Source organism: Halobacillus sp. Cin3, assembly GCF_947311855.1.
In the GTDB taxonomy this organism is placed as follows: Bacteria; Bacillota; Bacilli; order Bacillales; family Halobacillaceae; genus Halobacillus; species Halobacillus kuroshimensis.
Map to the genome: position 1 here is coordinate 92129 of NZ_CAMZMV010000002.1, position 16250 is coordinate 108378.

At 45.7% G+C, this 16250-nt stretch carries 19 protein-coding genes; 6 read left to right on the top strand and 13 right to left on the bottom strand.

The features are described 5' to 3' along the window. Window positions 1-60: 60 nt before the first annotated feature. The gene (locus QMA39_RS08610) at window positions 61-948 is read right to left on the bottom strand and encodes a glycine betaine ABC transporter substrate-binding protein (RefSeq protein ID WP_206933556.1); all 888 of its coding nucleotides are present in this window, start codon (window positions 946-948) and stop codon (window positions 61-63) included. Between the two features lie 151 nt (window positions 949-1099). Continuing rightward, complete coding sequence (locus QMA39_RS08615) at window positions 1100-1282, bottom strand: YfhD family protein (protein WP_027956393.1); 183 nt, start codon at window positions 1280-1282, stop codon at window positions 1100-1102. A gap of 297 nt (window positions 1283-1579) precedes the next feature. On the opposite strand from QMA39_RS08615, the gene wrbA reads away from it, so the two are divergent. Then, window positions 1580-2191 (top strand): NAD(P)H:quinone oxidoreductase, encoded by a 612-nt coding sequence (gene wrbA / locus QMA39_RS08620; protein ID WP_027956392.1) that lies wholly within the window; start codon window positions 1580-1582, stop codon window positions 2189-2191. A gap of 52 nt (window positions 2192-2243) precedes the next feature. Here the strand turns inward: wrbA and QMA39_RS08625 are convergent, their stop codons facing one another. Next, window positions 2244-3407 carry an MFS transporter gene (locus QMA39_RS08625; protein ID WP_281658425.1) on the bottom strand — a complete coding sequence of 388 codons (1164 nt, stop codon included), beginning with the start codon at window positions 3405-3407 and terminating at the stop codon, window positions 2244-2246. A gap of 132 nt (window positions 3408-3539) precedes the next feature. Between QMA39_RS08625 and QMA39_RS08630 the strand changes: the two genes are divergently transcribed. Continuing rightward, window positions 3540-4298: a helix-turn-helix domain-containing protein gene (locus QMA39_RS08630; RefSeq protein WP_281658426.1), complete on the top strand. Its 759-nt coding sequence runs from the start codon at window positions 3540-3542 to the stop codon at window positions 4296-4298. Window positions 4299-4386: 88 nt separating this feature from the next. Here QMA39_RS08630 and QMA39_RS08635 read toward each other — a convergent pair whose 3' ends face one another. Together QMA39_RS08635 and QMA39_RS08640 are read right to left on the bottom strand one after the other, a co-directional pair. Next, entirely contained in the window at window positions 4387-4626 is a 240-nt protein-coding gene (locus QMA39_RS08635; protein WP_206933550.1) for a hypothetical protein, read from the bottom strand. A gap of 72 nt (window positions 4627-4698) precedes the next feature. Continuing rightward, window positions 4699-5292, bottom strand: coding sequence for a serine/threonine protein kinase (locus QMA39_RS08640; protein WP_281658427.1), 594 nt, complete (start codon window positions 5290-5292; stop codon window positions 4699-4701). A 143-nt stretch (window positions 5293-5435) separates the two neighbouring features. Here QMA39_RS08640 and QMA39_RS08645 point away from each other — a divergent pair, with 143 nt between their 5' ends. Then, window positions 5436-5813: a hypothetical protein gene (locus QMA39_RS08645; RefSeq protein WP_027956387.1), complete on the top strand. Its 378-nt coding sequence runs from the start codon at window positions 5436-5438 to the stop codon at window positions 5811-5813. Between the two features lie 51 nt (window positions 5814-5864). On the opposite strand, the gene QMA39_RS08650 is transcribed toward QMA39_RS08645, so the two are convergent. Then, entirely contained in the window at window positions 5865-6062 is a 198-nt protein-coding gene (locus tag QMA39_RS08650) for a YozQ family protein (RefSeq protein ID WP_035532629.1), read from the bottom strand. Between the two features lie 117 nt (window positions 6063-6179). Between QMA39_RS08650 and QMA39_RS08655 the strand changes: the two genes are divergently transcribed. Continuing rightward, on the top strand, window positions 6180-6317 hold the full coding sequence (locus tag QMA39_RS08655) for a hypothetical protein (RefSeq protein WP_169516223.1): 138 nt from the start codon (window positions 6180-6182) through the stop codon (window positions 6315-6317). 474 nt (window positions 6318-6791) lie between these two features. Here QMA39_RS08655 and hpaB read toward each other — a convergent pair whose 3' ends face one another. The 3 genes from hpaB to QMA39_RS08670 form a co-directional block, all read right to left on the bottom strand. Further along, window positions 6792-8231 carry a 4-hydroxyphenylacetate 3-monooxygenase, oxygenase component gene (gene hpaB, locus QMA39_RS08660; protein WP_281658428.1) on the bottom strand — a complete coding sequence of 480 codons (1440 nt, stop codon included), beginning with the start codon at window positions 8229-8231 and terminating at the stop codon, window positions 6792-6794. Between the two features lie 118 nt (window positions 8232-8349). Then, entirely contained in the window at window positions 8350-9636 is a 1287-nt protein-coding gene (gene aceA / locus QMA39_RS08665; protein ID WP_281658429.1) for an isocitrate lyase, read from the bottom strand. Window positions 9637-9718: 82 nt separating this feature from the next. After that, window positions 9719-9835, bottom strand: coding sequence for a YhfH family protein (locus tag QMA39_RS08670; protein ID WP_156896523.1), 117 nt, complete (start codon window positions 9833-9835; stop codon window positions 9719-9721). Between the two features lie 337 nt (window positions 9836-10172). Between QMA39_RS08670 and QMA39_RS08675 the strand changes: the two genes are divergently transcribed. Further along, window positions 10173-10583: a VOC family protein gene (locus QMA39_RS08675; protein ID WP_206933545.1), complete on the top strand. Its 411-nt coding sequence runs from the start codon at window positions 10173-10175 to the stop codon at window positions 10581-10583. A gap of 77 nt (window positions 10584-10660) precedes the next feature. Here QMA39_RS08675 and QMA39_RS08680 read toward each other — a convergent pair whose 3' ends face one another. The 3 genes from QMA39_RS08680 to QMA39_RS08690 form a co-directional block, all read right to left on the bottom strand. Then, complete coding sequence (locus QMA39_RS08680; RefSeq protein WP_281658430.1) at window positions 10661-11233, bottom strand: histidine phosphatase family protein; 573 nt, start codon at window positions 11231-11233, stop codon at window positions 10661-10663. Window positions 11234-11344: 111 nt separating this feature from the next. Beyond that, window positions 11345-13045: a dihydroxy-acid dehydratase gene (gene ilvD / locus QMA39_RS08685; protein WP_281658431.1), complete on the bottom strand. Its 1701-nt coding sequence runs from the start codon at window positions 13043-13045 to the stop codon at window positions 11345-11347. A gap of 192 nt (window positions 13046-13237) precedes the next feature. Beyond that, a complete protein-coding gene (locus QMA39_RS08690) occupies window positions 13238-13396 on the bottom strand; it encodes a DUF1540 domain-containing protein (RefSeq protein ID WP_084163208.1) in 159 nt (52 codons plus the stop codon). Between the two features lie 247 nt (window positions 13397-13643). On the opposite strand from QMA39_RS08690, the gene murB reads away from it, so the two are divergent. After that, a complete protein-coding gene (gene murB / locus QMA39_RS08695; RefSeq protein ID WP_027956380.1) occupies window positions 13644-14564 on the top strand; it encodes a UDP-N-acetylmuramate dehydrogenase in 921 nt (306 codons plus the stop codon). A gap of 84 nt (window positions 14565-14648) precedes the next feature. Here the strand turns inward: murB and QMA39_RS08700 are convergent, their stop codons facing one another. Continuing rightward, window positions 14649-16217, bottom strand: coding sequence for a PTS transporter subunit EIIC (locus QMA39_RS08700; RefSeq protein WP_281658432.1), 1569 nt, complete (start codon window positions 16215-16217; stop codon window positions 14649-14651). Window positions 16218-16250: the final 33 nt, after the last annotated feature.

Sequence of the window (16250 nt, forward strand, 5' to 3'; positions counted from 1 at the left end):
GCTGCCGATTGGATAATCGGCAGCCGGGAGATCCGCCCGAGGGGGCAGTTCTATTCCTATTTATTCTTCTGTCCATTCATTTACGAGATCCTGATGCTCATCCAACCATTGACGGGCACCTTCTTCCTCAGAATCCGCTTCATTTATGGAAGCCATGAGACTTCCAAGCTGATTGTCATCAAGTTTGAAGCTGTCCCACCATTTCACCACTTCTGGATGGTCCTCTTTCAACCCAAGTCTTGCTGCATAGGAAATATTTTCAGAATCCCCATAAACATTTTTCGTATCTTCCAGAATCTTCACATCCATTTCTGCAAAGACCCAGTGCGGCTTCCAAAGTGTCGCTACAATCGGCTCTTCATCAGCCATGGCATTTTTCAGTTCTGTAATCATTGTCGGCTCTCCAGAAGAAAGCAGGGAATAGTCCAAGTCGTATTCTTTAATGGCTTCCTCCGTCAAATTCATAATGCTTGCTCCGGCAGAAATCCCTACAATCTGATTGTCGGAAAACTGATCTGTGCTTTTCAGATCCTCTATAGTATTGATATCTTCCATATAAGCCGGGACAGCCAAACCAAGTTCCGTTCCCTCATACCATGTCTCGCGCCAATCGATCTCATCTTCATATTTTTCATAAAAAGGCTGGTCTGTATTCGGAAGCCAGATTTCTGTTCCAATGTCGAGGTCACCACTTGCTAGTGCTTCATATAAAAAGCCTTTTTCAACCTGTTCCAGTTCCACCGTATATCCTTTATCTTCAAGAATAAGCTTCCACATGTTTGATACAGCCACATTCTCAGCCCAGTTATTCATTCCAATATGTATGGTACCTTTATCATCATCACTGTCTGCTTCTGTGCCGCTTTCCTCTGTGGATTCTCCACAGGCCGTCAATACGATCAAACCGGCCATCAGAAAAACGGGCAGCCATTTTTTCCACTGTTTCATACGAACGCCTCCTTTAGTACATTCATTCCTTATGAATTTCACTCACAATTTTGAATTATACCATAAACATAATTAAGTTCAAACAATTTATTCTGTATAAATAATATATACAAAAACAGCCTTCAGGATGAAACCTGAAGGCTGTTTTTTTTTACATACGTTTGTGAGCTCTGCGGTCGGCCGCTTTCGCTCGTTCTTGAGCAATCTTATCTTCCCTGTCAGCCAGTTCTTCAGAAAACTCAACATCGATGTTCGCATGTTTTTGACTTTTAGGAGTCTGCGGAAGCTTTCGTTTCTGCTTCCCTTTTCCTTTGTGATGTTCATCTCTGCCCATCTCAATCGCCTCCTCACATGTGGAACAATCTTATTATGTGCCGCTCCAAGGCACCTATTCTTAAGGATGCCAGCCAAAATTTTTCCCTTTTTCCAAATTCATTTCTTTTTGTGTTGACAACCCGGAAGACTGGATATATAATTAATCTCGAATTCAAGATAAATGACCACACATTTTTTTACCGATATATCTCGAATTCGAGAATATAGATAAAAAGACAAGTGATTCAGCAGGAAGGTGAACAAAATGGGATTTATGAAAAAGTTATTCAATAATCAACCAAAGGAGATGGAGCATATGTCGAACGTAAAAGCAGCTGTAATTTTTTATACAATGGGTGGAACAAACTATACAATGGCTCAATGGGCGGCGAAAGGAGCAGAAGAAGCCGGGGCTGAGGTTAAATTGCTGAAGGTGGATGAACTCGCTCCTCAATCCGTGATTGAAGCGAATGAAGGATGGAAAGCGACCGTAGAAAAAATCAAGGATATTCCTGCCGCCACATCTGAAGATATTGAATGGGCCGATGTCATCATCTTCAGTATGCCGACGCGCTTCGGAAACCTTCCTTCTCAAATGAAGCAGTTCATCGATATGCAGGGAGGGCTCTGGGCAAACGGCAGAACGATTAATAAAGTGGTCAGCGGCATGACTTCTGCCCAGAACCCTCATGGCGGTCAGGAAGCGACTCTTCTTTCCCTCTACACATCCATGATGCACTGGGGAGCAATCATTGCGGCTCCCGGCTACACGGATCCGGTGATTTTCGGTGCCGGCGGGAACCCATATGGAACGAGTGTTTCTGTCGATCAGGAAGGGAACATGGTCGAGGATGTAGAAGCTGCCGCCAAGCATCAGGCCGCCCGGACGGTTCAAATCGCTCAAACCATGAAAAAAGGACAGCAGTAACAAGCGGCGAATAGAAAAACAGGACATCTGAATTCAGATGTCCTGTTTTTTGTCAGGCAGCTTTTTCTTTCTTCGATTCGGTTTTACGGGTGATAGAGAAGCCAGCCGTCACCAGTGCTGCAAGAATAAAGAATCCACCTACTGTCGGGTTAAGAGAAACCGCCCCCTGTTCAATGACGAAACCGCCAATCAATGATCCAAAAGCGATTCCGAAATGAAGGGCTGAATTATTTAAACTCTGCTGTATGTCTGCTGATTCTGGTGCTGATGAAATCAAGTAATTCTGCTGCGCAGGGGTTACGGCCCAGCTGAGCGCACTCCAAACGACAAGGACGACAAGGAAAACCGGTAGTACAGATGTCGTGAAGGGAATCGTAAAAATAGCCGCTGCAAACACAAGGATAATTCCGATGATACTCTTTTCCGAGCCGAATTTATCAGAGAGCACACCTCCGATTCCCCCTCCGATCACCGCTGCCGTTCCAAATACGAAATAAATCACACTGACCCATGTGCCATTCATTCCCATGACCGTTTTCAAATAAGGCGTTAAATAAGCATAGAGGGTCAAGTGACCGGTTAAAAATAAAAAGGAAGTCATCTGAGCACTCCATATTTTCTTATTTTTCAACGTCTGAAGCTGTCTTCTCACGGATAAGACAGGTTTAGGGGCCACTTTCTCAAGTAGAATCATGACTGCTGCCATAGATACGAGTGTCAGGATGCTGATGAGTAGAAATGGAGCGCGCCATCCGAACGCGTTTCCTATCGTCAGACCGATGGGAACACCGAGCACGAGCGACCCGGAGATGCCCATGAAAATGGTACCGATCGCTCGACCTCTGTACTTCTTGTCAACGACTGAAGACGCCATTGTTACAGCCAGCACTACTAGAAGTGACCCTGTTGCTGCAGTCAGGACTCTTGCTGCCATGATGATGGAATAAGTAGGACTCCAGTAGGCAAGCAGGTTACCGATAAAGAATATGACCAAGGTGGTCATCATCAATTTTTTACGTTCTACACGGGCCGTCACCGTTAAGAGGACGGGGGACGCCACGGCAAAGACTAAAGAAAAAACAGAAATGAGAAGCCCCGCTTTTCCAAGGGACACATTGAGATCTTCCGCGACCAGGTCCAGAATCCCACCAATAATCAACTCAACAGTTCCGACGACAAAAGCGACGAGCGCCAGCAGGTATACTTTTTTATTCATCACATGAACCCTCTCTTCTTTTGGTTACCACTACAATGGTAACTACATAGACATAGAAAAACAAGAGGGAATATTTACGCGTGAAGGGAACATCGTGTATCCTGAGGACAACAAGAAGAAAAGAGGAAGCCCATGTTACAGAATTTCGGTTTTACCCAGTATGAAAGTCAAGTCTATGAAGTCCTGTCCTCCAGTGATCAAGCGCTGGATGCCGCAACGGTCGTTAAATATTCCCATGTTCCTAAATCCAAAGTGTATGAAGTCCTGCAGCGTCTGGAAGAAAAAGGATTGATTCTAACATCTTTTCATGAAAAAAAGAAGCTGTACACAGCCCTTCCTATTGAAATGACGATCAAAAAACTGACGGCTGAATTTGAAGATCACATTGAACAGCTGCGAAATCACAAATCAGAGATTCCTGACGCTGATGAACGCGTCTGGACCTTGAAGAATAACCACAGCATTCACGTCCTTATGGAAAATTTGATTGAGAAGGCTGCCAATGAAATACTGCTGACAGGCTGGAACGATGAACTGACTCCGTTTGTGGACCTCCTTGAAAGAAAGCAGGCAGAAGGCATTCATGTGGAATTGTTATCTGTCGGGGAAATTCCTGTCGGAGAACTGGATCCCCACACCCTCGTCCCGGACGAGAGACACCAAGGACTAGAACGGCATAAACTCCTGATCATCGATGGAAGGGAAGTTTTGTTTGCTGGAATGGAAAGGGATCAATTCCAGGGGGTGCATACGCTCTCCAAACCTCTCGTGAAATTTTTCACTGAATTCTTCTATCACGATGTCGCCCTTTTGGAAATTACTAAAAAACACCATGAAACATTAAAAAAAGATGATGACATCACTTCCATATTGATGAAGCTCCGCTATTAAAGAAATTCTGCCACGTGCAGCTCACATTGGATGGCTGCTGCCATTCGTCCGCAAAAAAAGACTGTCGGTCAATCGACAGTCTTTTCGTTTATACTTTTTCTACAATGTATGTTTTCTTATTACGGAAATACTTCTCCCCATCATTGGATGAATGTTCAAAGAAGCCTTCAAAGGCATCGACCACTTTGTATTCCCGCTCAGGTTCTGTGAAAAGCTGGGATTCGTTATTCGATAGAACGACGACGTCTGTTGTTGAAACAAAACTGTCCAGTTCTTTCGCCTTGTAGTTTTTTCCTACTTCCACATCACTCAATCGATATTCTGTCACGATTCATTCCACCTTTCCTGGTATTTATAGAGCGTTTCCCAGAACCTGGGTGGACAAAACCCTTTCCTCCATTTAAATCGGCAGCAGTTTTCTCCGGTACAGCCGGATAATGAATTCAATGAAGAAAACCGGATACTTTTTCGGAGCAAACTTCCGCCGGTACAGCGTACGGTAGGCTTTTTTCAAATCCTGCCACTGTGGACATTCAAAATCCTGTGTGAACCTTACGACATCTATAACTTTGACCTGCCCATCAGGTGTCAGCATAATATTCTTCAAATGAGTATCTGAAGGATTCAATCCGATTTGACAGGCGAAAGCAAGAGCTGCATCCACCCGGTTGATCATGTCTTCCGTAATCGGAATACCTTTCACAAGACAATCATAAAATGTGATCCCTTCCACATATTCCATAACGATGAAATCGTCGCCTTTTCCATAAAAGGCTGGGAAAAATTCATGATTATCCAGCTTCTCATACACTCCGGCCTCCACTTCGGCGAGCTTCTCATAACCGGGATAAAACACTTTCACAGCGATTCCTGTTTCTCTTATGCGGAAAACAGAAGCACTCCTTCCCTTTCCGATCAGTTCGAAGGATGGAGGGATGTTGATAATCTGGGAGTCATGGAACACAACTTCCTTCACAAGGGTTTGGACATTCATAGAAAGATTCTCCTTTGCGAAAACCTTTGTTTTTATAATTATATCAAATTTTATAAAAATTAACGTAAAAATAACTCTTGTTATTTGACTGTGATAATCATTATCAACTATACTGAGTTTACTCATTTGAAAGGAGCATGATCATGGAACAATTTTTATATGTTGTCGAACCTTTTGAATATCGTCCTGGAACCTCAGAAGATGGCACAGCTGACGTGAAGAGCTTTGCACATGGAGACACCCTGCACGTCACCGGCCTCCCTGTTTACGTCGATCAGATGGGATGGTTCGTTGAAGTTCAAAAAAATGAAGACGCTCCTTTTTCCCTGCCTATCCCTTATATGGATGAGTGTTACGACCAAGGTCTGCTCTTTACCGAAATGGACCTGGACCTGGCCATCAATTATTACGAATTTAAAATAGATCAAAGCCTGGTCAGTAAAGATGAATTTTCCTTCCATGAGAGCAAAGTTGCTCTGGACCGATTCAAACAGCTGCACCCAGGATTTATGAAAGCATAAAAAAGGGAAGCGTATGGAACGCTTCCCTTTTTCTGCTGTTTTATAAAGTCTCTACTTTTTCTTTTTTCCCGGCTTCCTGATTTCAATGCCATCGTCTGTGATCATATGGCCTTCATCGTTCTGCTGAGCAATTTTCGCATCGTACGTACCCTCTGTAAGTGTATCCGACACCTGCTCTCTCGTTACCGCTAATCCGTCAGCAGAAAACTCCTCTGCATAAGAAGGTGTTTGTTTGCGTTTTCCTTTCATTCATCATCCCTCCTTCTCCTTTAGAATGCTCGTATCGATAACGGAACATTCCATCCAGAACCTTTCAGGATGAAATCCCTCCACCTGTCACAACCTACAGAGGAGGAGGTGGAGAGTATGAGTAAAAAAGGTCATGCATTTAAAGGAAGAGGAAAAACTTCTGTCAATCCGCAGGGGTTAACCGAGGATGCCGCTGATCAGCAGCCGGATTCCCAGCTCGAACAGAAAGCCAAAAAAAGCAATGCCAAAAGATAAAAGCTGACTGTTAGTCAGCTCAGCTTGTAGAGAAACCCCTGTTTCTTTACAAGCTTTTTTCTTTCTTACCGCCAGGAGCGAAAGCCCCTTGGGATTTCTTTAACATCGACAAAGACTCTCCTGCACCCAGCTCATCCTTGCTGGATGGAGGACAACCTTTTTCATATTCCGGCAGGCAGCCATCATGAGCGCCTGTTCTTTCCCTTTTTCTTTTCCACGCAAGCGGCCATAGCGCAGCCCATGTCGTTCTTTTGAATCTTCGAACCTGCGTACACGAGGAGCGCTCGGTGGTGATGCCTGCGGGAACAGCACGGGCCGAAGATCCACTTGGGCAGGCGGACTCCCTGACCAAGTCAGCTGAGGGCATGCCCGCGGCATTCTTCCACCGATAAGCGGAAAGTGACCCTTCACACGACAAATGGATAACTCTAACTGGTTAACTCAGGCTTTTTCTACAGTCAAAAAAGCTGACTGTTAATCAGCTTTTTTTATACACTGCTCGATCCAGCTTACCATTTCCGTATCATCGTACAACCGGTAAATGGTCTGGGAAAGGCGGACAGGATCTCCGAAAAAGAACCGTTCATACAATGTCTGCCGAGCCCCAAAGCTGCTCATTGTCATATCCCAGGCCAGTCGGAACAAGGCGACACGTTCCTTCCCTGCTTTTTCGGCTCCCCGGAGATAATGATCAAGATCCACCCCCCGTTCTCCTTGAAAATCTGCTTCAGCAGGGATTGTCATCATCCCACTTGCGCCCAGAAGCTGAATGATTTCTGTAAAACGCGGATAGAGCTCTTGAAATTGATTGACCGCTATATAAAGAGGGACTTTATTTGGAACAAAAACCCCCGTTTCATCTACTTCACCTTCCAACTCGGCCTTCAGCATCAGGGCCTTCATCGTCTCCAGACCTTTCATAATCTCCACCACTTTACTCTGCACATGCTGATAATCACTGATATTGATCATCTCTACGATGGATTGAGCAAGACCGAGAATGAACTCTGTCTTCACAATCTGCCTGGAAGTAATTTGATGAAGGGTAAAAGGAACAAACTTGCCATGGACATAAAGGTTGGTCGCAGCGCGGAGATTTTCATGGAGGAAGACACGTTCCCACGGTACAACAACATGGTCAAACAAGACAATGGTGTCCATTTCTTCAAATTGAGAGGCCAGCGGATAGTCAAAACGCGAACCATTTTGTGCAAAGGATTCCCGACAGACAAAAGACACACCAGCCGTATTACTAGGAATGGAAAAACCATAGGCCTGTGAGCTGTCCTGTGCACCGGGTGCTGAAAACACGAGGAGCTCATCTGTGATACCTCCTTGTGTAGCCAGAAGCTTTGCCCCGTCAATGATGATTCCTTCATCTGTATGATCGACAATAGCTGCGTTTGTCACATCTTTTTCCAGAAAGGCGAGACTGGAGCGGTTGGTCTGGGGATTGACAAAGGTGTGGGTAAAGGACAGATCATTCTCACGCGCATATTCATAAAAAGACAACAGCCGGTCAGGAAAACATCCGGGCTCATTATCCAGCACGTCTACGGACGCGGCGAAGGAAGCGAGCACCGTATTCATGTAATCAGGACTTCTCCCCATCACACCTCCGGAGAAACGGGCCCAATGCTGGATCATCGTTCTTCGTTTCTCTAAATCCGCCCGTGTTTTTGGAATGAGGTAGGAAAGACCGATTTTGTTTCCTGTCGTTTCTGACGCATACACCATCTGTTCTTCCAAGGATGGGGAGCCTTGTAAATCATAAAGAGCGGCCTGGCTTTTAATGACCCCTTCAAAGGCTTCATGCTCTGAAATGTTTCCTTCCACCCGTTTTCCGCGCAGCCACACTTCGGACTGCAGGGCATTTATTCGTTTGATGTATTCTTTTCCTGTAATTACCGGCATGTCATCACTCCCGTTTCTTAGAGCGCTGAAAAGGCTTGATAACATACCCTATTACATTAGGCGGATTTTGTACGTCGTCCCACACAAAAACCCGCCAATTAAATTGGCGGGCGTTTAACTACGAACGGATCGTCTGGGAAAACTGTTCTGTCTCGGTCGATCCCTTCAAAGCGGTTGTGGAGGATGTCCCTCCAGTAATGACTTGAGCCACTTCATCAAAATACCCTGTCCCGACTTCCCTCTGATGGCGCGTAGCTGAGTATCCATGTGTTTCGCTTGCAAACTCTGCCTGCTGCAATTGTGAATAGGCGGCCATTCCATGAGTTTTGTATTGGCGGGCCAGCTCAAACATACTGTGGTTCAAGGCATGGAAGCCGGCTAGAGTGACAAATTGGAATTTATACCCCATAGACGCGAGCTCCCTCTGGAATGAGGCGATGGTTTCATCGTTCAGCTTCTTCTTCCAGTTAAACGAAGGAGAACAATTGTAGGCGAGCAGTTTGCCAGGGAATTTTTCATGAATGGCTTCAGCAAAACGCCGCGCTTCTTCCAGATCCGGCTCGGAAGTTTCACACCAGACCAGATCTGCATAAGGAGCATACGCAAGCCCTCTGGCAATGGCCTGATCCAGCCCGGCGGTTGTTTTATAAAAGCCTTCAGATGTCCTCTCCCCTGTTAAGAAAGGGGCATCATGATCATCAATATCACTGGTAATGAGATCAGCAGCGTTGGCATCCGTTCTGGCTATGATCAAGGCAGGCACTCCCATCACGTCAGCTGCAAACCTGGCGGAAATCAAATTACGGACAGCCGTCTGCGTCGGGAGCAGCACCTTTCCACCAAGATGACCGCATTTTTTCTCTGAGGAAAGCTGATCCTCAAAATGCACCCCGGCCGCTCCGGCCTCAATCATTCCTTTCATTAATTCAAATACATTCAGTTGTCCCCCAAAACCAGCTTCCGCATCCGCAACGATTGGTGCAAACCAATCGATCTCCTCGCGGCCTTCCATATAGTGAATCTGATCTGCTCTCTGGAGGGCCTGGTTGATCCGCTTAACGACCTGGGGCACGCTGTTGGCAGGATACAGGCTCTGATCCGGATACATCTGCCCCGAAAGGTTTGCATCGGCAGCGACCTGCCATCCACTTAAGTATATAGCCTTTAATCCGGCTTTCACCTGCTGCATCGCCTGATTCCCTGTTAAAGCTCCCAGCGCATGCACATACTCTTCCTGATGAAGAAGACTCCAAAGTTTACGGGCACCATTATCTGCCAGCGTATGTGTGATGTCAATCGAACCTCTTAATCGAATGACCTCTTCAGCTTCGTAAGGTCTTTCAATGCCATTCCACCGCTCATCCTCTTTCCAGCTTTTTTTCAGTTTTTCAACACGTTCGTTCATTTCTCCATCCCCTTTCAAATATCTTTCTGTTGCATAATAAAAATTATATTATATATCTGATATATAACAGAAATGACAAAAATTATTCTTCCCTTTTAGACAGACAGTGATCGCATTCCAACATATACGTGTAATGATGGTTTTCAACTTCAGAACCACATTGCGGACATGGGACAGAAACAGTTTTCGGATGATTCATTATTTTTCCTCCTTTGTTATAACAGAAATTGTTTTGTTTATCTGTTATGGTACAGTTTACTTCGACCAACAGGAAATTGCAACCGTTTTTTGAAAATTTTTTATATTTGTGCGTAAGCCTATGCAAAATACCTCGATGCAGGAATGTAAAGCGTTGTAAAGTATTTGTTTACTTTCTGCTTGGGGATCCGCAGTCATGCTATACTTCCTTTGTAAGCGGTGTCCATTTCTAATCGAACGAGCTGTACTATTACAGAAAACAAGAACGAATGTTCTTGTTTTATTAAGAAAGAACCGCTATACTGTTTTTAGACTCAAATAGAAAAGGAGTGTTCACAATGAAACATCAAGCTACCCCCTATTTTACTTTTAATGGTCAGGCAGAAGAAGCATTGAATCATTACAAAGAAATATTCGAAGGTGAGATTACAGACCGGCAGACGTTTGGAGAGGCAGATTTTGATACGCCGCCTGAAATGGATGATCGTCTCATGCATGCCCGTTTTAAAAAAGGCCCGCTCTTTTTCATGGTCTCTGATTCTTTTCTCGATCAGCAGGTTGAAGTTGGAAGCAACATATCGATGGCTTTGGAAATGGACAGTCCTGAAGAAATTGAAACGATTTACAACCGACTGAAAGACAAAGGGACGGTCATCATGGAACTGCAGGATACGTTCTGGGGCGCCACGTTCGCCAAAGTGAAAGACTCCTATGGAATTACTTGGGATTTGAACTATACGAAAGAATAAAAAAACGGCTGACGAGATCGTTCTCGTCAGCCGTTTCAATCCCTTTTTACCATGAGTGTCTACAAATACCCTTTTCGTTACATATCCAAGTGCCTTGTACAGTTGAAACGTTCACACGACCATTGGTTGTCACGAAGCACCACTTCTGATATGGACGTGTTTTTCATAGTTTCTTCATTTACATGGGACGGATCCAGTACGTGCAGCATTTGGCTGATGATGCCGCCATGACTCACAACCAATATCTGCTTCCCCTGATGCTCTGCCCTCAGATCATCTATGAAAGATCGGCAGCGCTTGAGCACGTCTTCTTCCGGTTCTCTTCCCAGATCAAGATCACGCCACCCCTCCCCCCATTTTTCAATCCTTTCCGATTCTGTCGTCCCTTCGATTTGTCCGCCGCCGACTTCCTGCAGACGTTCATCCAGATGAATCGTGACATTCAGCTCGTCTGCAGCGGCCTGGGCTGTCTGCACAGCTCTCTTCAATGGACTGCTGTACAACACATCCCAGCTCTCTTTCCCAAGCCGTGCGGAAAGCAGGGCTGCCTGTTCATTCCCTTCGTCATCCAACGGGATATCCGAGCCGCCCTGAGCCCGTTTTTCTTTATTCCATGACGTACTTCCGTGTCTTATCCATGCTATTTTCATCTTCCACTCCCCTTACCTCTATGTATTTCGATGCCCTGATCCATATACCTGCCGAGTCCCTCATCCTGATGGATCAAAGAATCCCACTCTCTGAGAGAGTGGGATGAGATGTTATTCGTCTAAATCGAGGTCAGTAACGGCCCCTTTGGCAGAAGAAGATACAAGGCGGGCGTATTTAGCCAGGACCCCTGTTTTATGCTTCGGTTCAGGTTTTACCCATGCCTGCTTACGTCGTTCGTATTCTTCATCACTGACTTCAAAATTAATCTGCTGGGTATCACTGTCTATAGTGATGGTATCTCCAGTTTCCAGAAGGCCGATCGGTCCCCCGACAAAGGCTTCCGGGGCAACGTGGCCGATGACGAACCCGTGGGACCCCCCTGAGAAACGGCCGTCGGTAATCAAGGCCACTTTTCCTCCCAGGCCTTTCCCTACAATCATAGCCGTTATGGAAAGCATCTCCGGCATTCCAGGTCCTCCTTTTGGACCTACATTACGGATGACAACGACATCGCCTTCCTGAACGTCATCCCCGACGATGGCATTGGTTGCTTCTTCTTCACTGTTATACACTTTAGCAGGACCTTCAAACCGGCTGATTTTCTGACCTGACATTTTGGCTACAGCGCCCTCCGGGGCCAGATTCCCTTTCAAAACGACTAAAGGACCTTTCGGCTTGATCGGCTTATCAAACGGAACAATAACTTTCTGGCCTTCTTTCAGTGATGGAACTTCTGCCAGGTTTTCCGCTACTGTTTTCCCGGTTACCGTCAAGCAGTCTCCATGAAGCAGTCCTTCTTCCAATAGGAGCTTCATAACCGCGGGCACACCGCCGCTTTCATACAGGTCCTGCATCACATATTTCCCGCTCGGCTTCATATCGGCAATGTGAGGAACTTCCTGACGGATGCGCTCAAAGTCATCCAGATCAAGATCGACACCTGCCGAATGAGCCATAGCCAGAAGGTGGAGAAACGCGTTGGTCGAACCTCCAAGGGCCATGACAACCGTAATCGCATTTTCGAACGCTTCTTTTGTCATGATATCACGAGGATAGATTTCTTTCTCAAGCAGCTCAACAACAAGCTCTCCTGCCTGACGGCATTCGTTTTCCTTATAGTCATGAACGGCAGGCGTGGAGGAAGATCCAGGGATGCTCATTCCAAGAGCCTCTACCGCGGAAGCCATCGTATTGGCTGTGTACATTCCTCCGCACGCACCGGCGCCTGGACAGGCATGGCATTCCACTCTGTGCAGCTGTTCTTCATCGATACTGCCTTCATGATACTGACCAACCGCTTCAAAAGAGGAGACAATATCAATATCTTCCCCGTCAAGCTTACCCGGCTGGATGGTACCTCCATAGACATAGACCGATGGAACGTTCAGCCGGCCGAGTGAAATCAGGCATCCAGGTGTTGTTTTATCACAGCCTCCGATCGCTACAATTCCATCCAGACGCTCCGCATTTGTAACGGTTTCGATGGAATCCGCAATGACTTCACGGCTTGGAAGGGAATAAAACATTCCTTCATGCCCCATTGCAATTCCGTCAGCAACTGTAATGGTATTAAAAATCATAGGGGCTCCGCCATTGTCTGAAGCTCCACCCTTGGCCTGTTCAGCCAGTTTATCAATATGTACGTTACATGGGGTTACTTCACTCCATGTGCTGGCGATGCCGATCATCGGCTTTTTAAAATCCTCATCCTTAAACCCGACTGCTCTCAACATCGAACGGTTCGGAACCCGGTTGACACCCTCACTGATGACTTTACTTCTGATTCTCAAATCTTTTTTAGTCTTGTACATCCCTTACACCTCTCATTGCTTTTTATCTATTCTGTCGTTAGGAAACAACTTATCATGATGATACTAACAAGAGCCCCTCTTGGCAATGACTTTTCTGAATATAGTGAACCTTCCGCATAATTGAAGCGCTTTCCAGGAGGGAAAAATAAGAAAAAAAGGCCTGCAGCTACACAGGCCTTCTTCTATAGGAAGTTACACATTTGCCGGTTTAAATGTTTTACAATCGGTTTCTTCACTGTTGGTGGCTTTGGTTCCCTTATGGCTGACAACGAAAATCTCATCAGCACCACAGGCCGAGCCATTTTTGTTATAAACACAGTTTTTAACCTCACAACGGACATCAAGTGCCATTTCCTACACCTCCTATAGACTTAGGTTTTACAAATGCCGGGCCTTTATCCTGTATCCAAGGTCTCCATGAGGAAATTCCTACTCAATGTTCCCCTGAATTTGTGATAAAATAATAAACGTGACTGTGAAAATGGAAAACGCACTCTACCGGCGTCCGTGTCATAAACTGTTACAAACAAGCCGGTCTGAACCTACTTGGAATGTACGTAACTGCTTAGAGGAAACCAAAAAAATAGGACGGATGTTTATGGAAAAAAAACAAATGATTTATAATAAACTGTTAAACCTTGTCAAAGAGGAAAACGTCAAAGTCGATGAACCATTGAAGGACCACCTCTACACGAAACTGGGCGGCAGAGCGGACTTTTTTATCACGCCGACGTCTTACGAGGAAATTCAAAATGTCGTTAAGCTGTCCAACGAGGATGAAATCCCCTTCACACTATTGGGCAATGGATCCAACCTTATCATTAAGGATGGAGGGATCCGCGGGATTGTCATCAATTTAAAACACTTGAACTCCATTGATGCAGACGAGGAAATGGTGACAGCTCAAAGTGGAGCGCGAATCATTGATGCTTCCCGTTTTGCACTTGAAAAGCAGTTAGCCGGACTGGAATTCGCCTGTGGTATCCCCGGGACGGTCGGGGGCGCGTTGTATATGAACGCTGGTGCCTATGGCGGAGAAATCAAAGATGTTCTTGATCATGCTTATGTGGTCGACAAGGAAGGCAGACTCGTAAAACGCATGGCTTCCGAGCTCGACCTTGATTACCGTACCAGTAATATCCCTGATCGGGGAGACATTGTTGTGGAGGCGTGTTTCCGCCTGACCCCTGGCACCCGTGAAGAGATTAAAGAAATTATGGATGACCTGACGTTTAAAAGAGAATCCAAACAGCCGCTTGAATATCCATCCTGCGGCAGTGTATTCAAACGACCGCCTGGTTATTTCGCAGGGAAACTGATTCAAGACAGCAACCTTCAGGGAACGAACATCGGCGGAGCGGAAGTTTCCACGAAACACGCCGGATTTATCGTGAATAAGGATAATGCCTCGACTACTGACTACATCTCGCTGATCGAGCATGTGCAGAAAACTGTTAAAGAGAAATTCGGTGTTGACCTTGAGCGTGAGGTCCGCATCATCGGTGAAGATAAAGAATAACAAAAAGGCTGCGCCTTCAACGGCGCAGCCTTTTTCGTTTTTCTTTTACGGTTTTCTTCTCGGGAAACTGTGTGTCTTCATACGTTAAGAAGCATTGGATTCCTTAATGATCCGGTTGATTTCATTTTTGTACAAGTCTGAACGTCCACCGAAAATAGCTTGAATATTCTGATCAACCTTCACTACTCCTGCGGCTCCAAGCTCCTTCAATCGACCTTCATCAATCTGATCAACTTTTGACACTTCCACCCTTAATCGAGTAAAACACGCATCTACATGCTTTAAATTATCTTCACCGCCTAAGGCTTCCATAATAGCTGCTGCCGTTTCTCTCGTCTGTGTGGATTTCCCACCTTTTTTCTTGTCCTGCTTCTGCTCATTGAAGTCTTTACGAGTGTAAAGCTTATTCTCCTGACCACCCCGACCAGGTGTGGCCAGATCCCATTTTTTGATGGCGAATGAAAAAGTAAAGTAATAGATGACAAAGAATATAGCTCCAGCTGCCAGGTTCATCCACCAATTCCCCGTTCCCGGAATGGCATTCACCAGAATGAAATCAATGAAGCCTGACCCTCCAGCCCAGCCCAGATGGACATCAAGCATATACATTGCCGCAAAAGAAACCCCTGCTAACAGTGCGTGGAAAACAAATAACACGGGCGCTACAAATAAGAAAGTAAATTCAATAGGCTCTGTGATTCCGGTTAAGAAGGCTGTGCCTGCTGCGGCAATCAGCATCCCTTTAACGACCGGCTGATTTTTCCTGTCTGCCCGGCGGTACATAGCGAGCGCGGCACCTAAAAGTCCAAACATGATAACCGGAAATTTCCCTGCCATAAAGCGTCCCGCTGTTACTTCCACCCCTTCTGCAATTTGAGCAAGAAAGATGTATTGATCACCAGAGACTGCCGTTCCTGCTACTTCTGCTGTCCCACCTAAGGATGTCCAAAGGAAAGGCGCATACCAAATATGGTGTAGACCAGTTGGAATGAGGGCACGCTCTAAGAAACCGTAAAGCCCGATATAAAGCGGATTAGTGGATCCGTTGGCAATGACGTTTGCCACTGCATTGATTCCCCCTTGTATAGGAGGCCATATAATCATCATCGCTAATGCCAGGAAGATGGATGAAAAGACCATGGCTATCCCTACTGAACGGTCCCCAGCAAAAAAACCAAGCACTTCAGGCGGGTCAAATTCATGAAATTTATTATAAATCCAAACGGCCAGTAAACCTACGATGATCCCTCCGAGAACCCCGGTTTCCAATGTTGGGATTCCAAGGGCCATCCCATATTCACCGCTCTCCGTTACCATCTCCGGTGTGATGTTAAGCGCAAAGGAAATTGTCTTGTTCATAATGATGTATCCCAATAAAGCTGCCAAAGCTGCAATACCTGACCCACCGGTTAAACCAATGGCTACTCCAATAGCGAATATAACAGCAAGGTTATTAAAAATACTTATTCCAATATCCGACATGCCACTTCCGATCAGCTGTACCACATCATTTTGTAAAAATGTAAGCGTATCGGCAAGCGGTCCGGTAAGTGCAGCTCCTAAACCGAGTAATATACCAGCGGCGGGTAGAAGAGCTACAGGGACCATCAAGGACTTTCCAAACTTCTGCAGGCTGCCAAAGTATTTCTTCACTTCATATCCTCCTTTTAAGGAAACGCTTTCCTA

Bases quoted from the DNA above. Each gene is read 5' to 3' on its own strand.
- QMA39_RS08610 (WP_206933556.1), bottom strand. From the start codon at position 948: ATGAAACAGTGGAAAAAATGGCTGCCCGTTTTTCTGATGGCCGGTTTG.
- QMA39_RS08615 (WP_027956393.1), bottom strand. From the start codon at position 1,282: ATGGGCAGAGATGAACATCACAAAGGAAAAGGGAAGCAGAAACGAAAG.
- wrbA (WP_027956392.1), top strand. From the start codon at position 1,580: ATGTCGAACGTAAAAGCAGCTGTAATTTTTTATACAATGGGTGGAACA.
- QMA39_RS08625 (WP_281658425.1), bottom strand. From the start codon at position 3,407: ATGAATAAAAAAGTATACCTGCTGGCGCTCGTCGCTTTTGTCGTCGGA.
- QMA39_RS08630 (WP_281658426.1), top strand. From the start codon at position 3,540: ATGTTACAGAATTTCGGTTTTACCCAGTATGAAAGTCAAGTCTATGAA.
- QMA39_RS08640 (WP_281658427.1), bottom strand. From the start codon at position 5,292: ATGAATGTCCAAACCCTTGTGAAGGAAGTTGTGTTCCATGACTCCCAG.
- QMA39_RS08645 (WP_027956387.1), top strand. From the start codon at position 5,436: ATGGAACAATTTTTATATGTTGTCGAACCTTTTGAATATCGTCCTGGA.
- QMA39_RS08650 (WP_035532629.1), bottom strand. From the start codon at position 6,062: ATGAAAGGAAAACGCAAACAAACACCTTCTTATGCAGAGGAGTTTTCT.
- QMA39_RS08655 (WP_169516223.1), top strand. From the start codon at position 6,180: ATGAGTAAAAAAGGTCATGCATTTAAAGGAAGAGGAAAAACTTCTGTC.
- hpaB (WP_281658428.1), bottom strand. From the start codon at position 8,231: ATGCCGGTAATTACAGGAAAAGAATACATCAAACGAATAAATGCCCTG.
- aceA (WP_281658429.1), bottom strand. From the start codon at position 9,636: ATGAACGAACGTGTTGAAAAACTGAAAAAAAGCTGGAAAGAGGATGAG.
- QMA39_RS08670 (WP_156896523.1), bottom strand. From the start codon at position 9,835: ATGAATCATCCGAAAACTGTTTCTGTCCCATGTCCGCAATGTGGTTCT.
- QMA39_RS08675 (WP_206933545.1), top strand. From the start codon at position 10,173: ATGAAACATCAAGCTACCCCCTATTTTACTTTTAATGGTCAGGCAGAA.
- QMA39_RS08680 (WP_281658430.1), bottom strand. From the start codon at position 11,233: ATGAAAATAGCATGGATAAGACACGGAAGTACGTCATGGAATAAAGAA.
- ilvD (WP_281658431.1), bottom strand. From the start codon at position 13,045: ATGTACAAGACTAAAAAAGATTTGAGAATCAGAAGTAAAGTCATCAGT.
- QMA39_RS08690 (WP_084163208.1), bottom strand. From the start codon at position 13,396: ATGGCACTTGATGTCCGTTGTGAGGTTAAAAACTGTGTTTATAACAAA.
- murB (WP_027956380.1), top strand. From the start codon at position 13,644: ATGGAAAAAAAACAAATGATTTATAATAAACTGTTAAACCTTGTCAAA.